The sequence below is a fragment of the uncultured Winogradskyella sp. genome (assembly GCF_947498345.1).
Lineage (GTDB): Bacteria > Bacteroidota > Bacteroidia > Flavobacteriales > Flavobacteriaceae > Winogradskyella.
The window spans coordinates 32,435-58,652 of record NZ_CANMJY010000004.1; the positions used below are offsets into that span (position 1 = coordinate 32,435).

General features: G+C 31.7%; 21 protein-coding genes. 16 read left to right on the top strand and 5 right to left on the bottom strand.

Going from position 1 to position 26,218, the window contains the following annotated elements; translation table 11 throughout:
- Positions 1–14 precede the first annotated feature (14 nt).
- From Q0912_RS06595 to bshA, 6 genes are all read left to right on the top strand, one after another.
- Positions 15–797 carry a (Fe-S)-binding protein gene (locus Q0912_RS06595; RefSeq protein WP_299113277.1) on the top strand — a complete coding sequence of 261 codons (783 nt, stop codon included), beginning with the start codon at positions 15–17 and terminating at the stop codon, positions 795–797.
- A 5-nt stretch (positions 798–802) separates the two neighbouring features.
- Positions 803–1,441 carry a hypothetical protein gene (locus Q0912_RS06600; protein ID WP_299113279.1) on the top strand — a complete coding sequence of 213 codons (639 nt, stop codon included), beginning with the start codon at positions 803–805 and terminating at the stop codon, positions 1,439–1,441.
- The gene (locus tag Q0912_RS06605; protein ID WP_299113281.1) at positions 1,441–1,926 is read left to right on the top strand and encodes an ABC transporter ATPase; all 486 of its coding nucleotides are present in this window, start codon (positions 1,441–1,443) and stop codon (positions 1,924–1,926) included. Before Q0912_RS06600 ends, Q0912_RS06605 begins: the two co-directional genes overlap by 1 nt.
- Before the next feature lie 124 nt (positions 1,927–2,050).
- Positions 2,051–3,274 carry a phosphoserine phosphatase SerB gene (gene serB, locus Q0912_RS06610; protein ID WP_299113283.1) on the top strand — a complete coding sequence of 408 codons (1,224 nt, stop codon included), beginning with the start codon at positions 2,051–2,053 and terminating at the stop codon, positions 3,272–3,274.
- A 122-nt stretch (positions 3,275–3,396) separates the two neighbouring features.
- Positions 3,397–6,354 (top strand): glycoside hydrolase family 3 N-terminal domain-containing protein, encoded by a 2,958-nt coding sequence (locus Q0912_RS06615; RefSeq protein ID WP_299113285.1) that lies wholly within the window; start codon positions 3,397–3,399, stop codon positions 6,352–6,354.
- A gap of 162 nt (positions 6,355–6,516) precedes the next feature.
- Entirely contained in the window at positions 6,517–7,656 is a 1,140-nt protein-coding gene (gene bshA / locus Q0912_RS06620; RefSeq protein WP_299113287.1) for an N-acetyl-alpha-D-glucosaminyl L-malate synthase BshA, read from the top strand.
- Here bshA and Q0912_RS06625 read toward each other — a convergent pair.
- Together Q0912_RS06625 and Q0912_RS06630 are read right to left on the bottom strand one after the other, a co-directional pair.
- Positions 7,649–7,999 (bottom strand): ribose-5-phosphate isomerase, encoded by a 351-nt coding sequence (locus tag Q0912_RS06625; RefSeq protein ID WP_299113289.1) that lies wholly within the window; start codon positions 7,997–7,999, stop codon positions 7,649–7,651. The two genes, bshA and Q0912_RS06625, sit on opposite strands and share 8 nt — an antisense overlap.
- 115 nt (positions 8,000–8,114) lie before the next feature.
- The gene (locus Q0912_RS06630; RefSeq protein WP_299113291.1) at positions 8,115–8,972 is read right to left on the bottom strand and encodes a UDP-2,3-diacylglucosamine diphosphatase; all 858 of its coding nucleotides are present in this window, start codon (positions 8,970–8,972) and stop codon (positions 8,115–8,117) included.
- Positions 8,973–9,180: 208 nt separating this feature from the next.
- Here Q0912_RS06630 and aroC point away from each other — a divergent pair, with 208 nt between their 5' ends.
- The 9 genes from aroC (at position 9,181) to Q0912_RS06675 (ending at position 19,116) form a co-directional block, all read left to right on the top strand.
- Positions 9,181–10,242: a chorismate synthase gene (gene aroC, locus Q0912_RS06635; protein ID WP_299113293.1), complete on the top strand. Its 1,062-nt coding sequence runs from the start codon at positions 9,181–9,183 to the stop codon at positions 10,240–10,242.
- A 28-nt stretch (positions 10,243–10,270) separates the two neighbouring features.
- The gene (locus Q0912_RS06640) at positions 10,271–12,451 is read left to right on the top strand and encodes a S9 family peptidase (protein WP_299113295.1); all 2,181 of its coding nucleotides are present in this window, start codon (positions 10,271–10,273) and stop codon (positions 12,449–12,451) included.
- Between the two features lie 9 nt (positions 12,452–12,460).
- On the top strand, positions 12,461–13,768 hold the full coding sequence (locus Q0912_RS06645; RefSeq protein WP_299113296.1) for a dicarboxylate/amino acid:cation symporter: 1,308 nt from the start codon (positions 12,461–12,463) through the stop codon (positions 13,766–13,768).
- Between the two features lie 65 nt (positions 13,769–13,833).
- The gene (gshB, locus tag Q0912_RS06650; RefSeq protein ID WP_299113298.1) at positions 13,834–14,871 is read left to right on the top strand and encodes a glutathione synthase; all 1,038 of its coding nucleotides are present in this window, start codon (positions 13,834–13,836) and stop codon (positions 14,869–14,871) included.
- 10 nt (positions 14,872–14,881) lie between these two features.
- Positions 14,882–15,712: a hypothetical protein gene (locus Q0912_RS06655; protein ID WP_299113300.1), complete on the top strand. Its 831-nt coding sequence runs from the start codon at positions 14,882–14,884 to the stop codon at positions 15,710–15,712.
- A 16-nt stretch (positions 15,713–15,728) separates the two neighbouring features.
- A complete protein-coding gene (locus Q0912_RS06660; protein ID WP_299113302.1) occupies positions 15,729–16,064 on the top strand; it encodes a hypothetical protein in 336 nt (111 codons plus the stop codon).
- Positions 16,065–16,088: 24 nt separating this feature from the next.
- The gene (locus tag Q0912_RS06665; protein WP_299113304.1) at positions 16,089–17,123 is read left to right on the top strand and encodes an RDD family protein; all 1,035 of its coding nucleotides are present in this window, start codon (positions 16,089–16,091) and stop codon (positions 17,121–17,123) included.
- A 2-nt stretch (positions 17,124–17,125) separates the two neighbouring features.
- Positions 17,126–17,953, top strand: a complete 828-nt coding sequence (locus tag Q0912_RS06670) for an N-formylglutamate amidohydrolase (protein ID WP_299113306.1) — start codon at positions 17,126–17,128, stop codon at positions 17,951–17,953.
- Positions 17,954–17,955: 2 nt separating this feature from the next.
- A complete protein-coding gene (locus Q0912_RS06675) occupies positions 17,956–19,116 on the top strand; it encodes a flavohemoglobin expression-modulating QEGLA motif protein (protein ID WP_299113308.1) in 1,161 nt (386 codons plus the stop codon).
- A gap of 308 nt (positions 19,117–19,424) precedes the next feature.
- Here Q0912_RS06675 and Q0912_RS06680 read toward each other — a convergent pair whose 3' ends face one another.
- From Q0912_RS06680 to Q0912_RS06690, 3 genes are all read right to left on the bottom strand, one after another.
- Positions 19,425–21,539, bottom strand: coding sequence for a mucoidy inhibitor MuiA family protein (locus Q0912_RS06680; protein ID WP_299113310.1), 2,115 nt, complete (start codon positions 21,537–21,539; stop codon positions 19,425–19,427).
- Positions 21,540–21,907: 368 nt separating this feature from the next.
- Positions 21,908–22,330: a DUF393 domain-containing protein gene (locus Q0912_RS06685; protein WP_299113312.1), complete on the bottom strand. Its 423-nt coding sequence runs from the start codon at positions 22,328–22,330 to the stop codon at positions 21,908–21,910.
- A 22-nt stretch (positions 22,331–22,352) separates the two neighbouring features.
- On the bottom strand, positions 22,353–24,239 hold the full coding sequence (locus Q0912_RS06690; protein ID WP_299113314.1) for a hypothetical protein: 1,887 nt from the start codon (positions 24,237–24,239) through the stop codon (positions 22,353–22,355).
- A 307-nt stretch (positions 24,240–24,546) separates the two neighbouring features.
- Between Q0912_RS06690 and Q0912_RS06695 the strand changes: the two genes are divergently transcribed.
- Complete coding sequence (locus tag Q0912_RS06695; RefSeq protein ID WP_299113316.1) at positions 24,547–26,175, top strand: hypothetical protein; 1,629 nt, start codon at positions 24,547–24,549, stop codon at positions 26,173–26,175.
- The last annotated feature ends 43 nt before the right edge of the window (positions 26,176–26,218 follow it).

Here is a 26,218-nt window from a genome sequence, read left to right on the forward strand (position 1 = left end):
AAACGCTATACTATATGAGCGAGCAACTAAAAGTGCCAACAATGGCAGAGTATATGGCAGAAGGCAAACAACCAGAAATCTTATTTTGGGTAGGTTCTGCTGGTAGCTATGATGATAGGGCTAAGAAAATTACAAAAGCCTTTGTAAAAATATTAAACAAAGCTAATGTTGATTTTGCAGTTTTAGGAACGGAAGAAAGCAATACAGGTGATGTCGCTAAGCGAGCTGGTAATGAGTTTTTGTTCCAGATGCAAGCTGTTATGAATATTGAAGTGCTTAATGCTTACGAAGTAAAACGTATCGTAACCTGCGACCCGCATTCGTTTAATTGTATTAAAAACGAATATCCAAACTTAGGAGGTAACTATGATGTAGTGCACCATACGCAGTATATAAAAGAATTAATTAGTTCTGGACGTTTAACTCTGGAAGGCAATACTTATAAAGGCAAACGTATTACATTTCACGATCCATGTTATCTTGGTCGTGCCAATAGTGAATACGAAGCGCCTAGAGATGTACTTAAAAAAACCAATGCCAATTTGGTTGAGATGAAGCGTAGTAAAAATACAGCTTTATGTTGCGGAGCTGGTGGTGCGCAAATGTTTAAAGAACCCGAAAAAGGTGATAGGGACATTAATGTACTAAGAACGGAAGATGCCTTAGAAACAAAACCAGATATTATTGCTACAGGCTGTCCATATTGTAATACTATGATGACAGATGGTATTAAAGCTAAAGAAAAAGAAAATGAAATTTCGGTAATGGATATAGCCGAGTTAATTGCAAACACATAAATTAGATGTATAGAATCACTTTACTGTTTATAATATTTGCTATTGGAAATAACCTAAATGCGCAGAAAAAATCAAAGCAAGAGGTAGTTGACCTTATGGCAGAAGACACCTGCGAGTGCATAGCTCAAAAAAAGCTGAAGACTTCTGATAGTATGGAAGAAAAAGAAATAGCCTTAGGACTTTGCCTGATTACCAGCTTTAACACGCATAAAGGTAAATCTAAATACTATAAGAAAAAATCCTTAAACGATATAGAAGAAATAGGTCAGGATGTAGGTATAGTTATGGCAACTATGTGTGCAGATGATTTTATGTCTATATTCTCTTCAGAAGAATTAGTTGATATTATTGAAGATAAAGAAGACGATATCATTGGTTTTGTCAATTCTGAAGAAAACAACCTTTCTATTGAAGTAGAATTAGTATCCATGAATAATGATGCCATATCCTATATTAAAGCCAAAGACGATTTTGATAAAAACCACATATTCTTAATTACTGAAGAGTTTGAAGGTTATGATTTATTGAAGAAATCAAATTTCGGTAAATCTTTTACAATCACTTTTAAAGAAGTAGAATTATTTGATCTAAGTGAAAAGCAATACATTACCAAAAAAGTAATAACTAAGATAGAAGCACTATAATGCTAGTAAAATTTGATACTTTACCAGAGGAATCCAGAGTTTGGATCTATCAAGCTAACCGGTCGTTTTCTGAAGATGAACTATTAGAATTAAATTCAAAAATTAAAACTTTTATTGAAGTATGGACAGCTCATGGGAAAGACTTGCGCGCAGGTTATAAGATTGTTTATAAACGTTTTATAGTTATAGCCTTAGATCAAAACTTAAATAGTGCTACAGGGTGTTCAATAGATGCTTCAGTCCACTTTATACAACAGCTAGAGAATGCCTATAGCGTAGATTTAATGGATAAAATGAATGTATCCTTTAAACAAGGTGAGTATGTAGCATATAAGCCATTAATAGATTTTAAAAAAATGGCAAAGAACAGATCGATTTCAAAAAACACTATAGTTTTTAATAATCTGGTTACTAATATTGCAGAATTTAAAGAGAATTGGGAAGTACCAGCAAGTGAAAGCTGGCATAGCCGATTTATCAAGTAATATCCCCTTATTACGAATTTTATAGATAATCCCATTTATTATTGTAAAATTCTCAGTCTTAATAATTTTTATTTTTCAGATAGAATATTGACTTTTACAGCTTGTTAAAATAAAAACTGCAAAAGTGGCTACAGATATTTTCTTATTGAATATTTCAGGACAGGATAAACCAGGACTTACATCTGGTTTAACTAGTGTTTTAGCAGAATATGACGCTAAGATATTAGATATAGGACAAGCTAATATTCACGACACCTTGTCTTTAGGTATAATGTTTGAAATAAAATCTGGTAAAAAATCTGCTGCAGTTTTAAAGGATTTATTATTTAAATCTTACGAGTTAGGTATTACAGCAAAATTCTCACCAATCTCTCTTGAAGATTATGAACATTGGGTGAGCTTACAAGGAAAAGACCGTTATATCGTTACTATTTTAGGCGAAAAATTAAAAGCCGAACAAATATCTGAAGTCACCAAAATTATTTCAGAAAAAAACTTAAATATAGATTCCATAAAACGCTTAACAGGGAGAACATCGTTAGTTAAAACTGAAGAGTATCCAAGGGCTTCAATACAATTATCAATACGCGGAAAGCTTAATAGTAAATCAGAATTCACTTCAAAATTCATGGAAATTTCGAGAGAGTTAGATGTAGATATAGCGTTTCAAGAAGATAGTATGTTTAGAAGAAATCGACGATTGGTATGTTTTGATATGGATTCTACACTAATACAAACCGAAGTTATTGACGAACTTGCAGAACGTGCTGGTGTTGGTAAAGAAGTGAAAACGATTACTGAGTCTGCCATGCAAGGGGAATTAGATTTTAATGAAAGCTTTGAAAAGCGAATGCAACTTTTAAAAGGATTAAGTGAAGATGTGTTGCAAGATGTTGCTGAGAAGCTTCCGATTACAAAAGGAGCTAAGCGCTTAATAGATACGTTACATTATTATGGTTATAAAACCGCTATACTGTCTGGTGGATTTACATATTTTGGTCATTACCTAAAAGAGAAGCTAGATATAGATTTTGTTTATGCTAACCAACTCGAAATTAAAGATGGTGTTTTAACCGGAAACTATATTGGTGATATTGTCAATGGAAACAAAAAAGCAGAGTACCTTCAACAACTTGCTGATGATATGGATATTGATATCGCCCAAACCATAGCAGTAGGAGATGGAGCTAATGATTTAGAAATGCTGAATCTTGCAGGGCTTGGTATTGCTTTTCATGCTAAACCTAAGGTAAAAGACAATGCTCAGAATTCAATATCCAGCATAGGTTTGGATGGTGTTTTGTATTTATTAGGCTATCACGATAGGCATATTGATTTAATGATATAGTTATTTGTATAACTGTTAATTATACAGTTTATAAAAGTATCACAAAGGCTTTTTACTTCTTATTAATTATGCTATTTTGGCATAGTATTCGTTACATATTAAAAAACGATAAAAGATTTTATATGCGTTATTTGTCCCTTGTGCTTATATGTTTTTGTGTTCAAATTAATTTTGGACAAGAATACATTAATAACCCTTTACTTTCCGAAGACCCAATAGAACAACAAAAGTGGGTTGATAGTATTTATAACTCTATGTCTGTAAAAGAACGCATAGGTCAGCTATTTATGGTACAGGTAATGTCTAAAAATAGTGATGCAGCTAATAACAAAGTTGTAGATTTAATTAAGAAAGAACATATTGGCGGAGTTATTTATTCTAATGGAGGGCCATACAGGCAAGCAAAATTGAATAATCAATTACAAGCTGCTTCTAAGCTTCCACTTTTGGTAGGTATGGATGCAGAATGGGGTTTGAGTATGCGTCTAGATTCTACATATGCTTTTCCATGGAATATGACACTTGGTGCTATTTCTAATGACAGTTTAATAGAACAAACCGGACGACAAATCGGTGAGCATTGTAAACGATTAGGAGTGCACTTTAACTTTGCACCAGTGGTAGATATTAATACCAATCCTAAAAATCCAATTATTGGCAATAGATCTTTTGGTGAAGATAGGGACAATGTCACTTTAAAGGGCTTGGCTTTTATGAAGGGCATGCAAAGCGCAGGAGTTCTTGCCAATGCTAAGCATTTTCCAGGTCATGGCGATACTGAAGATGATTCCCATAAAACATTGCCTACAGTATCGTTTAGTGAAGAGCGTATAGATTCTATAGAATTATATCCATACAGACAACTTATAAAAGAGGGATTGTCTAGTGTTATGGTGGCACATCTCAACGTGCCAAGTTTAGAAAAGAGAAGAGGGTTTCCATCTTCATTATCTAAACACATAGTTACAGATATACTTAAAGAAGAACTAGGTTTTAAAGGATTGATATTTACTGATGCATTAACCATGAAGGGTGCTGCAGATTATGTAGAAAAAAGTGTTGATGGTATTGCTCCAAAAAGTTTGACTACAGGTGGAGAAATAGATTTAATGGCATTTTTAGCAGGAAATGATGTTATGCTCATGTCCGAAAATCCTAAAAAGGGTATTGCGAAATTTATTGAAGCATTTAATGAAGGCGTTATTACAGAAGAACGTTTGGCACATTCTGTAAAGAAAATATTGATGGCAAAATATAAGGTAGGATTAAACAACTATTCGCCAATAGGTTTATATAATCTCTCAAAAGATCTGAATCGTATTAAGGATGATGTACTTTATGAAAATTTAATGGAAAGCGCGATTACTGTTTTAAGAAATACAAAATCACTATTACCATTCCGAGATTTGGAAACTAAAAAAATTGCTTATGTATCATTAGGCAATGATGACGGCTCTATTTTTCTTAACGAATTAAAAAAATATACAAAAGTTCACGAAATAAAAGCTGATAAACTAGATGGTCTTATTTCTAAGCTTCAAAATTATAATACCGTTGTTGTAGGTTTTCATAAGTCTAATGCTAATCCGTGGGAAAAATTTCAATTCTCTCAACGCGAAATGGCTTGGCTTTACGAAATTGCCAGAACTAACACTGTTGTTCTCGATGTGTTTGCCAGACCTTATGCCTTAAACGATTTATTATCTATTGAAAATATAGAAGGAATTATAATGAGCTACCAAAATAGTAGAATAGCTCAAGAGAAATCAGCACAACTAATTTTTGGAGCTATTGGAGCTAAAGGTAAGTTGCCAGTAACTGCCGGACCATTTTTTCCATTGGAAACAGGTGAAACATATAATACTTTATTGAATTTAAGTTACGGACTACCAGAACGTGTAGGTGTAGATTCAAAGCTTTTAAGCAAAATTGATTCTATTGCAAATTATGCAGTAACCAGAAGGATGACACCAGGTATTCAAATGTTAGTAGCTAGAAAAGGTAAAGTGATTTATAACAAAAATTTTGGTTATCACACCTATTCAAAAAAGAATAAAGTCGATTTTGACGATGTATATGATGTTGCATCACTTACAAAGATACTGGCAACACTTCCTGTGGTAATGGAATTAGAGCAACAGGGATCTATATCTTTAAATTCTAAGTTAGGAACATTATTACCAGAATATAAAAAGACTAACAAGAAAGATATTACATTAAAGAAGATGTTATCGCATTATGCGCAATTAAAACCCTGGATACCATTCTACTATGCTACCTTAGATTCAGTAACCAAAAAACCAGACCCTAAATATTACAGAAGTAAGCGAACAGGTATCTATAATGTAGAAGTTACTAATACGCTTTTTATGAGAAATGACTATCAAGATTCCATACAAGATATTATAAAAGAAAGCGAATTGTTATCCCGTTTACGTTACAGATATAGTGATTTGCCATATTACATACTCAAAAATTATTTGGAAGGGTTTTACGATAAATCCTTAAACGAGATTACCCAAGATCGTTACTATAAATCTTTAGGCGCAAACCATACGACCTATAACCCACGAAAAAAATTCAGTTTAAAAGATATTGTACCAACAGAAGTTGACAACTACTACAGATATAAAAAAATACATGGATATGTGCATGATATGGGCGCAGCTATGCAAGGAGGTATAGGAGGTCATGCGGGTATTTTTAGTAATGCTAATGATGTAGCCAAGATTATGCAAATGTATTTACAAAAAGGATTTTATGGAGGAAAGCGTTATTTTAAAAATGAAACGTTAGAAAAATTTACCAAATGTCACTATTGTCATGCTGATAATAGACGCGGTATAGGGTTTGATAAACCGCAATTAGGGGAGGAAGGACCAACATGTGGTTGTTTATCTATGACTAGTTTTGGACACTCGGGTTTTACAGGTACTTATGCATGGGCAGACCCAGAAGAAGAGATTCTCTATATTTTCCTGGCTAACCGAACATATCCGGAAGCGGGTAAAAATCTTTTATTGCGAGAAAATATTAGAACTGAAATTCAACGCCTAATTTACGAAGCTATTATTGAATAATGGGTTAGTGCTATAAGTTAAAATGTACTTAAAGTTAAAACCCTATTCGATAAAACATATAACTTTATAAATTTTAAATAAGGTGTAAGTATTTTAAAAGACTTGAGACTCTATAGGCTAATTACTTATGCACATTTTAACTTTAATACTTATAATTTTTAAATGAAAATAGGAATTGTTTGTTACCCAACATTTGGTGGAAGTGGAGTGGTAGCCACAGAATTAGGTTTAGAACTTTCTAAACGCGGTCATGAAATTCATTTTATTACCTATAGTCAGCCTGTAAGATTAGAACTGCTAAGTAATAATTTACATTTTCATGAAGTACATGTGCCAGAATATCCTTTATTTCATTATCAACCATACGAGTTAGCACTATCAAGCAAGTTAGTGGATATGGTGAAACTACACGATATTCAATTATTACACGTGCATTATGCTATACCTCATGCCTATGCTGCATATATGGCGCAACAAATGTTATTAGATGAAGGTATACATGTACCAATAGTTACCACATTGCATGGTACTGATATTACTTTAGTAGGAAGTCATCCGTTTTATAAACCTGCAGTAACTTTTAGTATTAATAAATCTGATGCTGTTACTTCAGTTTCAGATAGTTTAAAGAAGGATACAATGCGTCTTTTTAATATTAAAAAAGATATTCATGTCGTTCCAAACTTTATAGACTTAGAAAAGCATCAGCATAGTTTTACAGATTGTCAACGCGAAATGATGGCGAATGAAGATGAACGTATCATCACGCATATAAGTAACATGCGAGAGGTAAAACAAATACCAGATGTTATCAAAATCTTTTATAACATTCAGAAAGAAATCCCAGCTAAATTAATGATGGTAGGTGAAGGTCCGGAAAAAGAACCAGCTGAACGTTTAGTGGAGCAATTAGGAATCTCTGATAAAGTGGTGTTTTTTGGTAATAGTAACGAAATAGATAGAATTCTTTGCTTTAGTGATTTATTTCTATTGCCTTCTCTAACCGAAAGTTTTGGATTGGCTGCTTTAGAAGCAATGGCAAGTAATGTTCCTGTAATATCCACTAATACTGGTGGTTTGCCAGAAGTTAATGAAGATGGCTTTTCAGGTTATTTAAGTGATGTTAATGCGGTTAAAGATATGACTGTTAAAGCTATTAAGATTTTAAAGAATATTGAAACATTAAATCAATTTAAAATCAATGCTAAAATTCAATCTCAAAAGTTCGATTTACATAACATAGTGCCTATGTACGAATCTATTTATGAAGAAACTTTGAAAAACTTTCTGGTAACTAGTTAGACCATACTGCGTAACGTTCTCTTCGTAATTCTAAAGCAATTTGTTTTTCAGCAATTAAGGCTTCTTCTCTCGAAAAAAAAGGATCAATATGATTATAAAGACTAGGGCGTAAATACAAGCCATATTTCTCTACTATACTAGAAGATAGCTTATAACCTTTCTTATTTCTGTAACCTGTTTTATGTTGCAAAAAACGCTCTTTGGGTGTTTTACTTGTCATACCTACATAAAGACACTGAAGCACACCATTAAATTGAGGATTAGCAGCTCTAAATTTAGAATTTTCTGTATAGACGCGCTTCGATAGTTCAACAACATAAATGCGGTATAGAGTTCTGGGCATTTTAACTTAAAATAAGAAATGTTTTAGTACAACTAAATATAGTAACTTCTATTAAATCTGAGTTAGAAATTTTATAATATTCTATATATAACCATAAAGGCAATAGCAGAACATTTTACTTCTTCTTATGTGTTTGCTTTTTTGGCTTTTCGACAATAGTTATTGCAGCAATTAAATCCTTGGTGTCCATACCTTTTATATTCTCATTTGTAAAGGAAACAGAGAGTTTGTCTTTGCTGTAATTGTAGATTTTCCAACGTTTAAACTGATATTCTAAAGCAGTAAAATTTTCTACCCAATCACCAGAATTTAAATATGTGGTTTTACCATTTTTATTCTCCTTAACCAACATTTTTGGCTGATGTATATGACCACATATAACATAATCATAACCATTTTCTATGGCCAAATCTGTAGCTACTTGCTCAAAATTATGTATATATTTTAAAGCACTTTTTACGCTGTTTTTTATCTTTTTTGAAAGAGAATAACGTTCTCTTCCCATTTTTTCTAAACACCAGTTAACGAAACGATTCAATAAAATCAATATGTCATAACCATGACCTCCTAATTTTGCTAACCATTTAGCATTTTGTATAGAAATATCGAATACATCACCATGAAAAAACCAAGCCTTTTTGCCGCCAAGATTTAAGACTAATTTATTTACAATTGAAATATTGCCAATTTCGGTATCGGCAAACTTACGCAGCATCTCATCATGGTTTCCTGTAATGTATACTACTTCTGTACCATGAGCTGCAAAATTCATTATTTTTTTGATAACGCTTAGGTGAGATTTTGGAAAGTATCGTTTTTTAAATTGCCATATATCAACAATGTCGCCATTAAGAATTAGCTTTTTTGGCTCAATACTATTAAGGTATGCTAATAACTGTTTAGCATGACAACCATAAGTACCTAGATGTATATCAGATATTACTGCTATTTCAACTTTCCTTTTTAGATTCAATAGTACCAGAAATATTTTTTACAAATAACAGTAAATAATATTACCAAGACATCAAGACACAATTAATTAACTATAAGGAAAATGTTAAGTCAATGTTATGAAAATTATCTCATTAGTCTTCTTTTAAAATCAATTTTGAACTTCGAAAACTTCACCATGATTTTTGTTTCTGTGATAATACAATTACATTAGCGTAAAATAAGTTTTAATGGCAGGAAATTCCTTCGGAAAATTATTTAAGCTCACTACTTTTGGTGAATCTCATGGAAAGGCTATAGGTGGAATTATAGACGGTTGCCCGTCAGGTATAAAATTAGATTTTGAAGCCATTCAGAATGAGCTAAATAGGCGTAAACCTGGGCAATCTAAAATTGTAACTCAGCGTAAAGAACCAGATTCTGTAGAATTTTTATCAGGTATCTTTGAAGGGCAAACAACAGGAACACCAATAGGATTTATTATATATAACACCAATCAAAAATCAAAAGACTATTCACATATTAAAGATGTTTACCGTCCAAGTCATGCCGATTATACTTACGATAAAAAGTATGGTGTGCGCGATTATAGAGGTGGTGGAAGAAGTTCTGCGAGGGAAACGGCTTGTCGTGTAGTAGCTGGAGCTATTGCAAAACAATTTATAAAGACTATTAAAATTAATGCCTTTACCTCTTCTGTTGGTGACATTTTTATTGATAAACCATATGAAGACCTAGATTTCTCTAAAATTGAGTCTAATGCTATTCGTTGCCCAGACGAAACATCCGCTGAAAAAATGATTGCTAAAGTACAAGAAGTTAAAAAACAAGGTGATACTATTGGCGGAACAATAACCTGTGTATTACAAAATGTACCAGTTGGTTTAGGTGAGCCTGTTTTTGATAAGTTACATGCAGAACTAGGCAAAGCCATGTTATCTATTAATGCTGTAAAAGGCTTTGAGTATGGTAGTGGTTTTTGTGGTGCTAAGATGAAAGGTAGTGAGCATAACGATAAATTTAATGAAGATGGAAGCACCCAAACTAATTTGTCTGGGGGTATACAAGGTGGTATTAGTAATGGTATGGATATTTATTTTAGAGTAGCCTTTAAGCCAGTAGCGACAACATTACAAAAGCAGGACACTATAAACAGTAAAGGAGAAACCGTTGAAATGCAAGGTAAAGGAAGACATGATCCCTGTGTTGTACCAAGAGCTGTTCCAATTGTAGAAGCTATGGCTGCTTTGGTTCTGGCAGATTATATGCTTTTACGCAAGCAAGAGTTATAAACTTCTAATAATATAAATACTAATACAAATGAAACAACTAAAAGTATTTGCAATAATTCTTTCGATTTCCTTTTTGACAAATTGTAAGAATAATGAAATGTCAGAAAAAGAAAGAAACATGTCTTATAGGTCTATAGAACAACCTATAGCAAAAGAAGTAGCTGATACCTTGTTAGAACATGGCAATATACGAATAGACAATTATTTTTGGATGCGTTTGAGCGACAGCCAAAAGAGTTTTGAAGAACCAGACGCTCAAACTAAAGATGTTTTAGATTATTTAAATGCTGAGAATACCTATACTCAAAAGGCAATGACGCATACAGATTCATTACAAGAAAAGTTATACAACGAAATAACTAGTAGAATTAAAAAAGATGATGAGTCTATACCATATGATTACAATGGTTATACTTATTATTCACGATTCGAAAAAGGTGCTGATTATGCCTTGTATTGCAGAAAGAGAATAGGAACTGAGAATGAAGAAATTTATATCAATGCGCCAGAACTTGCAGCTGGGAAAGCATATTTTGGTTTGGGCAGTTCAACATTTAGTCCAAATAACGAAATATTAGCTTATGCAGTAGATACTATATCTAGACGTCAGTATACAACTTATTTTAAAAATGTAAAGCATCATAAACTCTTAACCGATAAACTAGATAATACTTCTGGAAGTTTTGTTTGGGCAAATGATAATAAGACTTTGTTTTACATTACCAAAGACCCTCAAACATTAAGAAACAATAAGATATATAAGCATGTTTTAGGAACTTCGCAGTCTGATGATGAATTGGTTTATGAAGAAAAAGATGAAACATTTAATTGTTTTATAACCAAGTCAAAATCTAATGACTACCTATTTGTTTATAGTAGTCAAACAGTTTCAACAGAAGTTCGTTTTTTAGATGCTAATACACCAAATGCTGATTGGCAAATTATTCAACCAAGAGAACGAAACCTAGAATATTCAGTTGATCATTATGACGATCACTTTTATATTCGAACTAATCATAACAATGCTGAAAATTTTAAACTAGTAAAAACACAATTAAATAATACAACAAAAGAGTATTGGATAGATGTTATACCACATAGAGATGAGGTGTTTTTACAAGGGTTTAATTTATTTAAGGACTATTTAGTTTTAAGTGAAAGAAAAGATGGCTTACGCACATTAAGAGTAATAAGATGGGATGAGTCCGATGATCATTATATTAAATTTAATGATCCAGCTTATGCTACATATTCTAGCATAAACCTGGATTTTGACACAGATGTTTTTAGATATTATTATACATCATTAACAACACCAGGTACTACATATGATTACAATATGAAAATCAAATCACAAGATTTGTTAAAGCAAGAAGAAGTTATCGGTGATTTTGACTCTAATAATTATGAGAGCAAACGTTTTTTTGTAACAGCACGAGATGGTGTAAATGTGCCTGTGTCTTTAGTGCATAAAAAAGGACTTGATATAAATAAAAATACTCCGGTGCTTTTATATGCTTATGGTAGCTATGGAAGTAGTAGAGATCCATCGTTTAGTATATCAAGATTAAGTTTATTAGATAGAGGTTTTGTATATGCTATTGCTCACGTTCGTGGCGGACAAGAAATGGGATACAATTGGTATAAAAATGGCAAATTATTAAATAAAAAAAATACGTTTACAGATTTTATTGATGTTGGTAAACACCTCATAGATGAAAATTATACAAGTAGCGATCATCTTTATGCTTATGGTGGTTCTGCAGGAGGATTGTTGATGGGAGCAATTGTTAATATGGAACCTCAATTATGGAATGGTGTAATAGCTGCAGTGCCATTTGTCGATGTTGTGTCAACAATGTGGGATGAATCTATTCCTTTAACAACATTTGAATTCGATGAATGGGGAAATCCTAAGGACAAGACATATTATAATTACATACTTTCTTATTCACCTTATGATAATGTTGAAGCAAAAGACTATCCAAATTTATTAGTAACTACTGGCTATTGGGACAGTCAAGTGCAATATTGGGAGCCAGCAAAATGGGTTGCTAAACTAAGAGCATTTAAAACTGATAATAACCTTCTTATTTTAGATTGTGATATGGAATCTGGCCATGGTGGTGCATCTGGTAGATTTAAAAGCTATAAAAAAACAGCATTGAATTATGCCTTTTTATTAGATTTAGAAGGTATAACAGAGTAAAAAGAACGTATGAAAAAACTAGCATTACATTGGAGGATAATTATTGGAATGGTATTAGGAGTGCTTTTTGCGCTTTTAATGATTAATTTTGAATGGGGAGCACAATTTATTAAAGACTGGATAAAACCCTTTGGAACCATTTTTATCAATTCGCTTAAATTAATTGCTATTCCTTTAATACTAGCAGCTTTAATTAAAGGCATCACTGATTTAAAAGATATTTCTAGTTTATCTAAAATGGGCACAAGAACTATCGTTATTTATGTTATGACTACTGTTATTGCGGTGTCTATAGGCCTTATAGTTGTAAATTTAGTTCAACCTGGGGACACATTAACAGAAGACACCAGAACAGAATTAATAAATGCTTATGCTGATGATGCAGCTGCAAAGCAACAAGCATCAAAAGACCAACAAAATAAAGGTCCGTTACAACCACTTATAGACCTTGTTCCAAGCAATATATTTGAAGCTGCAAGTAGTAATAGAAATATGTTACAAGTCATATTTTTTGCAGTTTTTTTTGGTATATCTTTAATATTAATCCCTGAAATTAAAGGGAAACCAGTTAAAGATTTCTTTGATGGTGTAAATGATGTCATATTAAAAATGGTTGATTTAATTATGCTAGCAGCACCATATGGAGTTTTTGCACTTCTAGCAGCTTTAATAGCAGAATCACCAAGCGCTGACCTTTTTGCTGCTCTAGCTATGTATGCACTATCTGTGGTTGGTGGTTTACTTATTATGGTTATTATTTATGTTTTTGTTGTTAAAACCTACACAAAGAAGAACCCAAAATTCTTTTTAAACGGAATTTCACCAGCACAGTTATTAGCTTTTTCTACAAGCAGTAGTGCAGCAACATTACCAGTAACAATGGAACGAGTTACTGAACACCTTGGTGTCGATGAAGAAGTGTCAAGTTTTGTACTACCAGTCGGTGCTACTATAAATATGGATGGAACTAGTTTATATCAAGCGGTAGCAGCTTTATTTATAGCTCAAGCCTTTGGTATAGATTTAAGTTTCGGGACTCAATTAGGTATTATAGCTACTGCTACGTTAGCTTCTATAGGTAGTGCCGCAGTTCCTGGAGCTGGTATGGTAATGTTAGTTGGTGTCTTAGGCTATGCAGGAATTCCTGAAGCTGGCTTAGCTCTAATTTTTGCAGTAGATAGACCACTCGATATGTGTAGAACAGTGATTAATGTTACTGGAGATGCTACTGTATCTATGGTTGTAGCTAAATCTATAGGTAAGTTAGGCGAACCCAACATAAAAAATTGGGATGATAATTACGAGGCTGTAAAATAATTTTTCATGTTCATTAAAACTTATTAAATTTAAAGACTATAGATAACTAACTAAAACTCATTAGGATGAATATTTGCTTTATAATGTATCCATGGGAAAATATAGACCCAGAAAATGATACGAGTTTAGCCTTGATAAAAGAGTGTGCAAAACGAGGACATGGTGTAGCCATGTGTACACCTGCAAACCTTACCATTAGAGATAGTGTTACCAATGCGTTTTGTAATGTTATAGGCAGAATGGATAAAGTGCCTTCTACACTAAAATCATTTTACAACAAAGCAAAACTTAGAGAAGAAATGTTACCCTTAGCAGGTTTTGATGCTATATTTTTTAGAGCTAATCCACCTCTAGACCCCTTAATGCTTAATTTTTTGGATTCTGTAAAAGACGATGTTTTTATTGTAAATTCCTTACAAGGCATGCGAGAAGCTAATAATAAACTCTATACAGCAGCTTTTGGTGATGCGCATAGCAATATTATTCCTAATACTCATGTGTCAAAAAACAAAAAATATTTAGTGCAACAGATTAAAGAATCTAAGGCAGATAAAATGATATTAAAACCTCTAAATGGTTTTGGTGGTTCTGGTGTTATTCTTATTGAAAAATCTGCTATGAATAATATCAATTCATTATTAGATTTCTACATCTCAGCTGGTGATGGAGGTTCAAATTATGTCATTTTACAAGATTATATAGAAGGTGCTGATCAAGGAGATGTTAGAATTTTATTACTAAACGGAGAACCAGTTGGTGCTATGAGACGTATTCCTGGTTCTGATGATCACCGTTCTAATGTGTCAGCAGGAGGTAGTATAGCAAAACATACATTAACAAAAGCTGAAAGAGCATTATGCAAACAAATTGGGCCTAAGTTGGTGAAAGATGGACTATACTTTGTTGGTATTGATGTGATTGGTGGGAAATTAGTAGAAGTTAATGTAATGTCTCCAGGTGGAATTACATATATTAATAAAGTCTATAAGAATAAGCGAAAAGTTGAAGAAAAAGTTGTTGATTTTTTAGAAAGCAAAGTATTAGATCAACTACAAGCTTTTGATAGACGTGCACGATTACGTAAAGCTGTTGATGAAGCATAATCGATTGTAAATGAAGCTTTTTAATTCAAAAATAAAATTATTAAAAGGTGTAATTATAATAGTTTTAATTGCTGTTTGTTTTTGGGTATTAAAATCGAAAGCATTCCATGATTACTATAGTGCGTATCAATGGAAAAAAAACAGAATATCAAATCAAAATATACAGGTTTATTCTGAATTCGACTCTTTAAAAACTGACGACTATATTCAGTTTGAAAGTATAAAAGGATTTAAGGCTCAAAAAACATACAATTATGCCAAGGTTACTAAAATTACCAAAGACTCGGTAACTATAGTGCCTTTTCTTTTTATGAGGGGTATAAAACTAAATCTCATAGATCGTCATTATAACAAAGAAAAAGAAAACTTACAGTCCATAACATTGAGCCGGAAAGATTTAGAAAATGGTATATGTGACAATTACTTTCCTATGATTGGATTTACATTTTGCGGGGTAGAATTTTTAGATTCAAAAGAAAAATTAAGACTGTCAAACATTAATAATACTACAGAACCCATAATTAGATTTTCTGATTTAGATATTAAAGATTCTGGTAAGTTTTATATATCATTTTATAATGTTGGGCAACCCATTTATATGCAAAAAATAATAGTGTCTAATGATACTATTCGGTTTTTTCAAAAAAATGAGTTTCCGTATTTAATAGGAAAAAAGGATTCGAAAAATAGTCATTTTGCTTTAGCTGGTACAGGCTGGGATAAAGACTTGGAGACATCCGTGGAATTAACAGTAATGTTAGATACGCTAAGCGATAAAACTTATACTTTTAAGTTGTCAACTTATGATGAATCTATTCGTAAATTTGAACGTATAAATTAAACTCTAAAGCTATAAAATGAAAACAATCGACTGGACAAGAGATGAGCTCGTTGCATACATACTATTGTTTGCTGCCAATTCAGATTTTAAAGAAGATAATAAAGAGCGCGATGTTATTATCTCTAAAGTAGATATGCAAACGTTTCAGGATATTCATGACGAATTTGATAATGATAATGATTATCAAGGTATTCAAAAAATAATGACGAGTTTAAGACAGCATAATTACGACAAAGATGATGTTGAAATATTGTTAGCTGATATTAAAACTCTATTTTTCTCTGATGGGGAGTTTAATATTAATGAGCGTAATATGCTTAAATCTCTTGAGCGTTTATTTAAAACTTTGTAATAAAGAACTTTTATACTAAATTCTATGTTTACAAACTTTTCTAAGTGGGTAATTACTTATATTGCAAAAATCACACTAATTCTTTGCTGCAGTAGTCTTGTAAGTTTAGTATTATATTTTATTACAAGTAATAGATTAGTTAATTTACTTGATGTACTTCCTGTTTATTTTGGTTTCTTAGGAACGAACTGGGCACTTCTTTATCTAGAAATGCCAAGTGGTACTTATGTGGCTTTAGATATACTAAGGTTATTCTTAATTGTTACTATGATTATTGGGGCAATTATATATATGCAATCAAAAGGGAAAGAACGAAAACTACTTTATTTTTCTTATGCAATCATTTTTATTGGATCGATTTTTAATTTGGCTGATTTTTTATTTAAAAGAATATTTAGAGAAGAATTTGATGAAATTTTTAGTTTTATTACTAGAGATCAATATAGTTATAATTGGGCTTTAGAAATATATACTGTGCTAACATGGTTATTGTTAATTATAATTAGTTATAGTGTTTTAAAACATTTTAATAGTAACACAAGACTGATTACCAACAAAGAAAGTTCTACTGATGTCTATAATAAATCAAGTAATTGGAAACGATTATTTCATTTTATTTTTGACCTAATTATCTTTCTGAGCATTGCAACCGAATTTATGCAAAATATATTGATTCTTGTTTCGCATAAGCTAGGTTCATCAGGCCAATTTAAAGATATTGCTATCCCAATTTTAATTTTCATTTTTACTGTATTGTACTATACGATTTTTGAATATTTGTTTAGCACTACACCATCTAAAATTCTTAGCCATTCAAAAATAATTAGTACTAATAAAAATAATTTGACGTTATCCAAAGCTTTAGGTAGAAGTTTGTCTAGACATATCCCACTAAATCAAATTTCTTTTTTATTTAATAATGGTTGGCATGATGTATTAACAGAAACTACTGTTGTTGATATTGAAGAGCAAACTACCTATTTGGCAATATATTGGGTATTATTTATTATACTAGTTGTTGGTTTAATTGCAAATTATCTTATTTATCCGTTTTCATAATTATGGAAAAACTGACCATTAATCAAATCATATTAAAGATTGAATCTGAAGATACTTTTCATGCGGTTTCAGAGGATTATTCATTTACGTTAAAAATAGATAAATATGTGCCTTATGTATGCGGAGCAGTGCATGATGGTCATCAGTTTAGAAAAGACCTTTGGGAGAATTGTTTACATTCTGAATATGACAGATGGTACGAAGAAGATCCAGAAACTAAAAATATGGTGATATCCCACCCTATTGTAATTGCAGGATGTGATTCGCGTTTTGAGTATGACTTAAATCGTGATCCAGATAATGCAGTATTTGATACTGCTTGGGGAAAACAACTCTGGAAAAACCCTTTGCCTCAAAAAGAAAAAGAAAAAAGCTTGCAAAAGCATACCAGCTTTTACACAGCTGTACATGCTTTAATTAATAAGCTTGAAGAGAAATTTGGTGTTTGTGTAGTATACGACATGCACAGTTATAACTGGCAACGGTGGGATAGGGAAGTGCCAACATGGAATTTAGGAACCTCAAATATTGATAACAAACGCTTTGGTAATGAGGTTGAAACTTGGAGGCAAGCCTTAGAGAGTATAAATCTGCCACATGGTATAAAACAAACGGCTAAAGTTAATGACACATTTAAAGGCAATGGATATTTTTTAAAATTTATTACTAAAAACTTTAAGAATACCTTAGTTTTGGCAACCGAAATTGCAAAGGTCTATTGTGATGAGTATAAGCAGATTAATTACCCAGAAGTAGTTACTGCTGTTGAAGAACAATTACGAATACTTTTGCCAAAGCATGCCAAGGAATTTTATAATACGTTTAAATAATAATGTCCCAAATTAAAACCACTGAAGAATTTCAAGAATTATTTGATATTGATGCTAATCTTAACCGTTTGGTAAAAAATATTGAATTGCTCAATTATATTAATCCGCTAAATATTGCTTCTGAAAAGAAGAAGTTCTTCGCTTCAAAATATAATTATGAACCAGAATTTAAGTACCGAAAAGTAAGATTCAATGGTTATAAGTTGCATCGTTTGTTTTTTTCGCAGCGTTTAGAACGTATTGAGAACGAAGACATAAGACAATTATACGAAGATGTTATCTATGAATATTCAGGTTTAATTGAGTGTATTCAAACCATTGGACAAGGTAGAAAATTCTATTTCAATAGTTTAAAGAGCTTTGGTACACCAACAGAAAAAGATATCGAAAACGCAAAGTTTATACTACGTTTTGATGATTCAGAATTTGACGAACAAATGCTTCCTATGTATAATGCGAGCGAAGCAAAAGAATATTTTAAGGAGTTTTCTAAGCGTTACGATTTTAAATACAATATAAAAATATCTAATAATCTTTCTGCAGCAGCTATGGTTTTGAATAATACTCAAACCTTGGTGTTGCGAAAAAGTCATAAATACAGTTTAAATCAGTTAAAAGTGCTAACCAATCACGAAATAGGTGTGCATATGGTTACTACTTTTAATGGTTTATATCAACCATTAAAAGTGTTTTCTAATGGTTTACCTAATAATGTTGAAACCCAAGAAGGTTTGGCGGTTTATTCTGAGTTTATGAGTGGCTGTCTTACCATTGAACGTTTAAAAGAGCTGGCGTATAGAGTCCTAGCTGTAAATAGTTTAAATAAAGGTTATAATTTTTCAGATACCTTTCATTTATTGCACAATCAGCATAAGTTAAATAGAGATAAGGCTTTTGCTATAACACTTAGAGTACATAGAGGTGGAGGTTTTACTAAGGATCATTTATATTTAAGAGGATTGCGTAATGTCTATAAATATGCAAAATCTGGTAATGACTTAAGCATTTTACTTACAGGAAAAGTGAGTCAAGAATATGTACCTACTATAGAAAAACTTCAAGAACTAGGCTTAGCCATTACTCCTAGATATTATACTGATGCTTATGTCAAGAATGATAACAATAACCAAAATTTGGATTTTATTTTGAGTAGTTTGAAGTAAATGCATTAAGTGACCATATAAGTTAGAGCTCTTACCGAGTAAAAACCCCAAAGCTAAATGTTTCGGTCTATCATTTGTTGACACTATAAAAGAGGTTAGACAAGTCTCTTTATAGAATTTAACTCGTTCCTAACTAACAGAAGCTAGGGTTAAATTAACATCATCTTGCTTTGAGGTTTAGAATTACTAAGCTTAAAAACCATTAACTAAAAATAAGCTCAGATCTAAAGTACTTTAGTTGTCTCAACTACAAAACCAATACTGAGTGTATTGGTTTTTTTAATAAGTAAACGTAATGTTTTAATGAGTTAAAGATTAACGCGTTTTCCTTTGGGATATTTTACGGAATATGAGTGTTCAACTTTGTCGGTTTCACCAGATTCTAAGCTAATAACCCATTTTAAAATACCTTTCTCTTTGTCATATTTTGAAGTACCAGTTTCAATATCATCAAGTTTAATAGATTTATTTTGAGTGATAGGAATTCTATCTAATAGCGTTAATTGAATGTTTGATTGTTTATTGTTTCTAACTTCAATTTCAAAGCCTTTGTAAACAACTTTATTACTTCCTATAAATGTTGTTTTCTTAAAATCATTACGTTGTGTACGTTTAACAACAATATTTGGGTCAACACCAAGAGAAATTGTTAAGCTATCTGTGGTTGCTCCTGGATTTATATTTGTTTTACCAGAATAACTACCTTCAAAATATACATTAGCTTCAGCTGGTAATAGATTATACTGTTCCCAATTACCAATTTTTGCAGTTAAGAATACATTTTCATTTAAAACAGGAGCGGTAAAATATTCGTAATTAGCAGGAACACTAAATTTGTCTACCTCAATAACCGTTACATCTCCATCAGATGGGATACTGTAAGTTTTGTCTATTTTAAAGCTTGTGTTAGTCAGTCCTGTTTCTATAATTATACCTAAGTCATTTTCTTTTCTTTGTTCTGTATTACGAGTTTTAATTATAATTACTCCATCATCCCCTCCTCGGGAACCATAAAGAGCGGTTGAGCTTGCATCTTTTAATACCTCAATAGATTCTATACTATCTGGGTTAATTTTACTTGCTGCTTTAGCAGTTACAGGTACGCCATCTATAATGTATAGTAAACTATTTTTACTATTCACGGAACTTGCTCCTCTAATTCTAATACCAGAAGCAGAACCATACAAGTCACTGACAATATCTTCAGATTTTATGCTAGTTACAGAACTAGCGTAACCATTTTTTGATGTCCCGTAGCCTGCAATAATTACTTCTTCTAATGCATTATCTTCATCTAAGGCAACGTTCATAGTACTAGAGTGAATAGGTAGCTCTTCGGTTTTCATACCAACATACGAAAACTGTAATGTGTTACCAGTTGAGGTTTTTAAGGAGTAACGACCATCAAAATCTGTTTGTACACCATTAGAAGTCCCTTTTTCAACAACATTTGCTCCTGGTAATGGTAAACCATCACTTGTTGTTGTTACGACGCCAGTAACCGTTTTTACTAAAGGATTGTACTTATAGTTATAACTCCTTGTAGCACGTTGAGATTGGTAATTACTATAAGTACTAACAAAGTTTAGGTATTTAGGGTTAACTATTGGTTTTTCGTTGTTAGTATTAGGATCTCCAGTAGAAAGCACCAGATTTACATTTTTCCAGTCGCAACCGGAGCTCTGAAATACATGTGCCTTATATTCTAAATTTATAGGCGTGTTAATCTTATCTGCCTTTAAATCGTAAATAGGAAACCACCCTGCATTTTTAATATTGTAACTAATGTTTAAGTCTAGGCTTAAAGGTTTATCACTATTAAGTTTTATGGTTATTTCACCAGTTTGCACTTTATCATCAACATTAAACTCTACGAGTTGTTGTTTTATGTCTGTTTGTTTTTTTCCATAATCTTCAATTCTACGATTAGATTTATGAATTGCCATTTTTAATTCGGTAATTCGTTCTCTATAGTAGGTAGCAAAAGACTTTAATTGCTCAAGATTTACTACTTTATTGGAGTTGCCAAGTTTTTTATTACTTTGAATAAGACTAACCTCTTCATTATAGCCAGAAATTAGATCGTACTCATTTTGAATTTTACCATCCAGGATTTTTAGCTGATCTTTTAAAGCTGTTATTGAATCGTTTTGTTTTTGCTTAGACAAATAATTGATGCCATAATTAATGGATAGTATAGAAGCTTTTTTTAATCCTGAAATCTGAATACTGCTTTCTTCAATATAAGGGGACAAGTTGTTAAACGTAAATTCTGAAGTGCCAGACTTTAAATTTATGTCTGTTTTTCGGTTGATTTCGGCACCATCGAGATAGACAGTTACATCAGTTATTTTGCTTTCTTGTTGAGCATTTATCGATTGTATACTTAAGATAATACATAAGAATTTCAATATGTTTTTCATAATAGTTTAGAGTTTAAGTTTTATCAAAACTATTATGGAATACAAAAACCCAAAACTTAAAATGAGTGTAATATCTATTATAAAAGGTAAACGCTAAGTCTCAATTAGTGAGCTTATGACTTTTAATACATCTTATAGATGTTATTTGCATTTTTAACTTTTAGAACAATTATAAATGGACTTATATCGAATTTTTTTATACAGAAGTTGATGATATCCTATTTTTGAATAAACAAAATGATGTGCTATTAACCAATTCGTTATCATCCCTCAATACGAATTAAATTTTGTTTAAATTAAATTAAATTAGTTTTAAGTAAGTTGTTAATTTAAAAAAGCCTTTTAGAATACATACTAAGAGGCTTTTTTTATTCAAGGAATTTAGCTTTTAATTCTGGAGTTGGTATCATGCAAGCCTCTTTTTTGCCATACCATTTATAACGATTCTTGGCAACATAATTATACACCCAATTGCGTATAAAATTTGGAACAATAAAAAATACCGCCATTAATTTAGTTGGAAAACTTAAAGATTTAGCTATACGTAATATTGCAGAAGACTTATGAAAAATTCTGCGTTCTTTGGGTTTGTAAAGTATAATTGAGTCTATTTTTACGGTATCTATACTAAACTCATTAATAATAGACTGTCCAATATTACTTTGCAATGGAGCAAACATAAACTTGTTTTTAGTATCTCGCTTTATAACATATAGCACACTGCTATTGCATAAGTTACAAATACCATCAAACAGTATTAATTGCTTGTTTTTTGGGACATTTTCTATCACAATGCAAAGATAAGCCTTAAGTTTATAGTGTATTTAAAAATTGCGTTAAATTGGCTTCCTTATTTAGGGTAAGTTTCTTCTTTAATCGATATTTAGATTTTAATACACTGTCTGGTAGCACATTGAGCATTGATGCAATTTCTTTTGTGGATAGATTCATGCGTAAAAATGAAGCCAGTCTTATCTCTTTTTCAGTAATGTCGCTGGCAATAGCCCTAATTTTATTGTCAAAGTCATTATGTACTTCAGAGAAGTAAGACTTAAAAACTTCCCAATCTTTGTCTTCTGCACTTTCTTTTTTGAGCAGCATTACCAAACGTCTAAATTCAACTTTAAAAAGCTCTGGCGACTTTTTTATTTTTTCTAAATTTTCTTTGAGCTCTTGTATAAAGGTATTTTTTTGTACCAGATGCAAGGTTTGGGACGCTAACTCTTTCTTCTTAAAGGCTATTTCTTGTTTATAGATTTCTTCTTGTTTTTCGCGTTCAATTTTATTTTTCTTAATACGTTGTTTAAAACCAAAGTAGAGGAGGCCTGCGATTGTCAAAAATGAAATCATTCCAATACTATATAGCGTTTTAGTGAGTTTGTCGTTTTCTGCCTGTGCATTGAGTGTTTTTATTTCTTCTTTCTGTAATGCGATTTCACTTTCTTTTTTCTGAGTATCAAACTGTACCTGTAGTTCATCAAACTTAATCACTTTTTCCTTTTTATAAATACTATCCGAAAGGATTTTAAATTCTTTCTGAAGTTTATAAGCTTCCTTGAAATTTCCTTTTTTAAATTCTATAATTGCTAAATTCTTTGTAGCTTCTGTTATACCAGATAACAAACCCATTTTTTGTTTAAGAATAAATGCTTTTTCAATATCCTCTTTTGCTTTATTTAAATTGTTAGTTCTTAAGTTTATTAACCCTTTATTAAGGTATATATCTGACAAACCGAAAGTGTCATTTATTTTCTCGGCTACTATCTTACTCTCATCTAATAACAACTTTGCTTTAACAAATTTGTTTATTTTTATTAACAATTTTGCATGGTCAATAAGCGCTCTGGATTTTAATGAGGGTACATCAATTTTATGAGCTAAGTTTGTTGCTCTTTTATAATAATATGTGGCACTATCAATTTCAATAGGTTTTAAATTAGAGTATAAAAAACCTATTTTAATAGATACATCAGCTTCAAAGTAGGTGTCATTTTCTTTCTGATAAATTGCTAGGCTTTCTTTGAAATAATCTATTGAAATATCTTTGTTTCCTAGAGATTCATTTGCATCGGCTATTATCTGTAAATTATCAGCATATCTCAATATATCACCGAGTTCTTTACTAAGCTTAGCGGCTTTTGTTGCATTTTCTAACGCTAGTGTATAGAAGGCCTTAGACATTAAAAAATTAGCTTTTATGCCATAGTATTTAGCTAAAAGCGATGAATCTTGTTTAGTATTAATAGCTTTTAAGTAACCTTTGGCTTTTTCTAAATAATGTAAAGCACTATCTAGCTGACCAATATCTTTAAAATTTATTCCTTTATTTATTAAAATGTTTCCTATTCGGTTGGTATTACCAAGCTTTTCTTGTAAAACAATAGCTTTTTTATAGTTTTTATTTGAAATCTTATAATTAGATATATTAGAATGTGAGATACCTAATTGTTCGTAAGCTTTAGCCAACAACTTTTTATTAGAAATGGTCTTTGCTAATTCAATAGATCTTGTTGCATATTTTATGGCTTCAGTTTCATTTTCGTAAGTCGTTTTTTGCCATAATTTTTCTAATACCTTAATTTTTTGCTCTGAGTCTTCTATAGTTAGCAACTCGCTTTCTAATTCCGAAATTGATTTTTCTTGCGAAAATAAACTAGAACAAAAGCAAAAGATAATGAGAGTAAAAATCCGAAAAATCATGATAAAATAGTTTTAATAGTTGACTGTAACGAAGTTAGTTAAATTTAAAACGCCATGGACAAAGCGTATCTTAACAGTACTTAGTTAAAAATGGGTTTGTCCATTTGTTGTCTATGTTTTAAAGTTGAGTTTTTGTATTTAATTAGCTGAAAATCAATTAATTAATAAGTTTTTGATATGTCGTTTTTTAAGTGGGATATATAAATTTTTTTACCTGTTGTCCATACTTTGTCCATGCCGATGATTAGATTTTAGTAGATTTCATATCTAGTTTTGACTCAGAAACAATTCGCAAAATTTATTTATTATGAAGACAACTATTAAAAATTTACAATGCATTTTGATGTGTACTTTACTATTCTTAGTATTAGGTTGTAGTAAAGATGATAACGAACCTGGTCCTGGTGATGGTGAAATTGAAGTAACTAATGGTATTACCGAAGACGAATTAGAAAACTACGCAGGTGATTTAGGACTTTTAATTAGCACCAGAGATATAGCCAAAAAAGGATATATGCCTGCTAAGGTTAATATTACAACTACTGCATCTCAAGGAAATTATGACCAAGAACTCGATGTAGACCCTTTCACCAATATAGCTCAACTTATAATCTCTGTGGAAGATCTTTCGGACAGTGAAGAAGAAGAGTTAAGAAATGGAGTAGGATTAGATATAGAAATTTTAGATGAAACAAATAGTGTCATTATATCTGAATCTTATAGTGTAATATCATTTGAGGAAAATGGTAGTCAGATAGATATCGATGCTACCTCCTTAGAAGAATTGTTCGAAGAGCTTGATTTCAAAGATGACATGCGTCATTATTTGCAGCTTGTAAATCCTAGTGGAAACTATGGAGATAAGATTGTTTGGAAACCAGGAAGTGGTGATTCTGGGAGTCTTAGATTAAAAGAAAGAACATCATCTTTCAATCAAGGGATTACTAGCGAGCAGTTCTTTATTTATAAATATCCAAACGAAAATAATGTTTTTGCATTTTATTCAGCAATTACAAATCGTTATCTTAGAATAGGTTCATCAACAAGAACTTTCAGACAATCTGGGGCCTATTCGTACCCATCTACCAACCCGAATAGTTTAGGTGATGATTTAAAATTTAGGATTCAAAAGGAATCTAATGGTTTATATACTATTAGAGGATTTGCAGATGGTAATCCACTTAGACGCACATCAAACGGTGCAGACATCAATTGGCATACACTTCCTTCAGGAACTATACAATATTTTAGAGTAATTGCTTTAGATATTGATTGGGAAGTTACAGAATTAAATACAGAGTACTTACCACCAATTTTGCCAGCAGCAGAAACATCGTTTGGATTTAATAGTACTTTAAAAAACTGTGGTTCAGGTACATTAGAACAGCAAGTTGGAATAGAACGAGAAGTGACAACAACATATACGAGCGTCGTTTCAGAAACAATTGGACTTAGCGCCAGAGTTACTACTAGCGTTGATGTTTCAGTTAGCGCAACGGCAGAAGCAAGTTTCTTTGGGAATGGAGGTTCAGTAACTGGTGAGGTCTCTACGGGGTTAGAGGTATCTACAGAGGTTAGCTCATCTTCAACAGTTTCGAGTGAAGAGTCAGTCTCGGAAACCAATACCTTTTTCTCTAATAGAATCGTTACGGTACCCTCTGGAAGTGCATCATTAGTCTATGATGCATATCAGACCTATTCAAATGTTAGAGTCCCATATGTGAAGCGTTTAAGACTTAAAGGTAATCATACTGAAAACTCAGGATCACTCTCAGGGATTTCAATAGCTACACAATTAGATATTACAAATTTTTCAGGTGTTATTACTAGCATAGGTACTGATTTTGTTGAAATTACTTTGCGCGGAAATATGTATTTAGACAATATTGTAGATACACAGACCGAAGTAAGAGATGTTGCAGCGAATTGTAACTGATATTGCTAGCAATTTGCTAAAGCGATGATCTCAGGTTTGATCA

Bases quoted from the DNA above. Each gene is read 5' to 3' on its own strand.
- Q0912_RS06645 (WP_299113296.1), top strand. From the start codon at position 12,461: ATGAAAAAACTAGCATTACATTGGAGGATAATTATTGGAATGGTATTA.
- Q0912_RS06670 (WP_299113306.1), top strand. From the start codon at position 17,126: ATGGAAAAACTGACCATTAATCAAATCATATTAAAGATTGAATCTGAA.
- Q0912_RS06600 (WP_299113279.1), top strand. From the start codon at position 803: ATGTATAGAATCACTTTACTGTTTATAATATTTGCTATTGGAAATAAC.
- Q0912_RS06625 (WP_299113289.1), bottom strand. From the start codon at position 7,999: ATGCCCAGAACTCTATACCGCATTTATGTTGTTGAACTATCGAAGCGC.
- bshA (WP_299113287.1), top strand. From the start codon at position 6,517: ATGAAAATAGGAATTGTTTGTTACCCAACATTTGGTGGAAGTGGAGTG.
- Q0912_RS06675 (WP_299113308.1), top strand. From the start codon at position 17,956: ATGTCCCAAATTAAAACCACTGAAGAATTTCAAGAATTATTTGATATT.
- Q0912_RS06640 (WP_299113295.1), top strand. From the start codon at position 10,271: ATGAAACAACTAAAAGTATTTGCAATAATTCTTTCGATTTCCTTTTTG.
- gshB (WP_299113298.1), top strand. From the start codon at position 13,834: ATGAATATTTGCTTTATAATGTATCCATGGGAAAATATAGACCCAGAA.
- Q0912_RS06695 (WP_299113316.1), top strand. From the start codon at position 24,547: ATGAAGACAACTATTAAAAATTTACAATGCATTTTGATGTGTACTTTA.
- Q0912_RS06655 (WP_299113300.1), top strand. From the start codon at position 14,882: ATGAAGCTTTTTAATTCAAAAATAAAATTATTAAAAGGTGTAATTATA.
- Q0912_RS06690 (WP_299113314.1), bottom strand. From the start codon at position 24,239: ATGATTTTTCGGATTTTTACTCTCATTATCTTTTGCTTTTGTTCTAGT.
- Q0912_RS06595 (WP_299113277.1), top strand. From the start codon at position 15: ATGAGCGAGCAACTAAAAGTGCCAACAATGGCAGAGTATATGGCAGAA.
- aroC (WP_299113293.1), top strand. From the start codon at position 9,181: ATGGCAGGAAATTCCTTCGGAAAATTATTTAAGCTCACTACTTTTGGT.
- Q0912_RS06605 (WP_299113281.1), top strand. From the start codon at position 1,441: ATGCTAGTAAAATTTGATACTTTACCAGAGGAATCCAGAGTTTGGATC.
- Q0912_RS06665 (WP_299113304.1), top strand. From the start codon at position 16,089: ATGTTTACAAACTTTTCTAAGTGGGTAATTACTTATATTGCAAAAATC.
- Q0912_RS06680 (WP_299113310.1), bottom strand. From the start codon at position 21,539: ATGAAAAACATATTGAAATTCTTATGTATTATCTTAAGTATACAATCG.
- Q0912_RS06615 (WP_299113285.1), top strand. From the start codon at position 3,397: ATGCGTTATTTGTCCCTTGTGCTTATATGTTTTTGTGTTCAAATTAAT.
- Q0912_RS06660 (WP_299113302.1), top strand. From the start codon at position 15,729: ATGAAAACAATCGACTGGACAAGAGATGAGCTCGTTGCATACATACTA.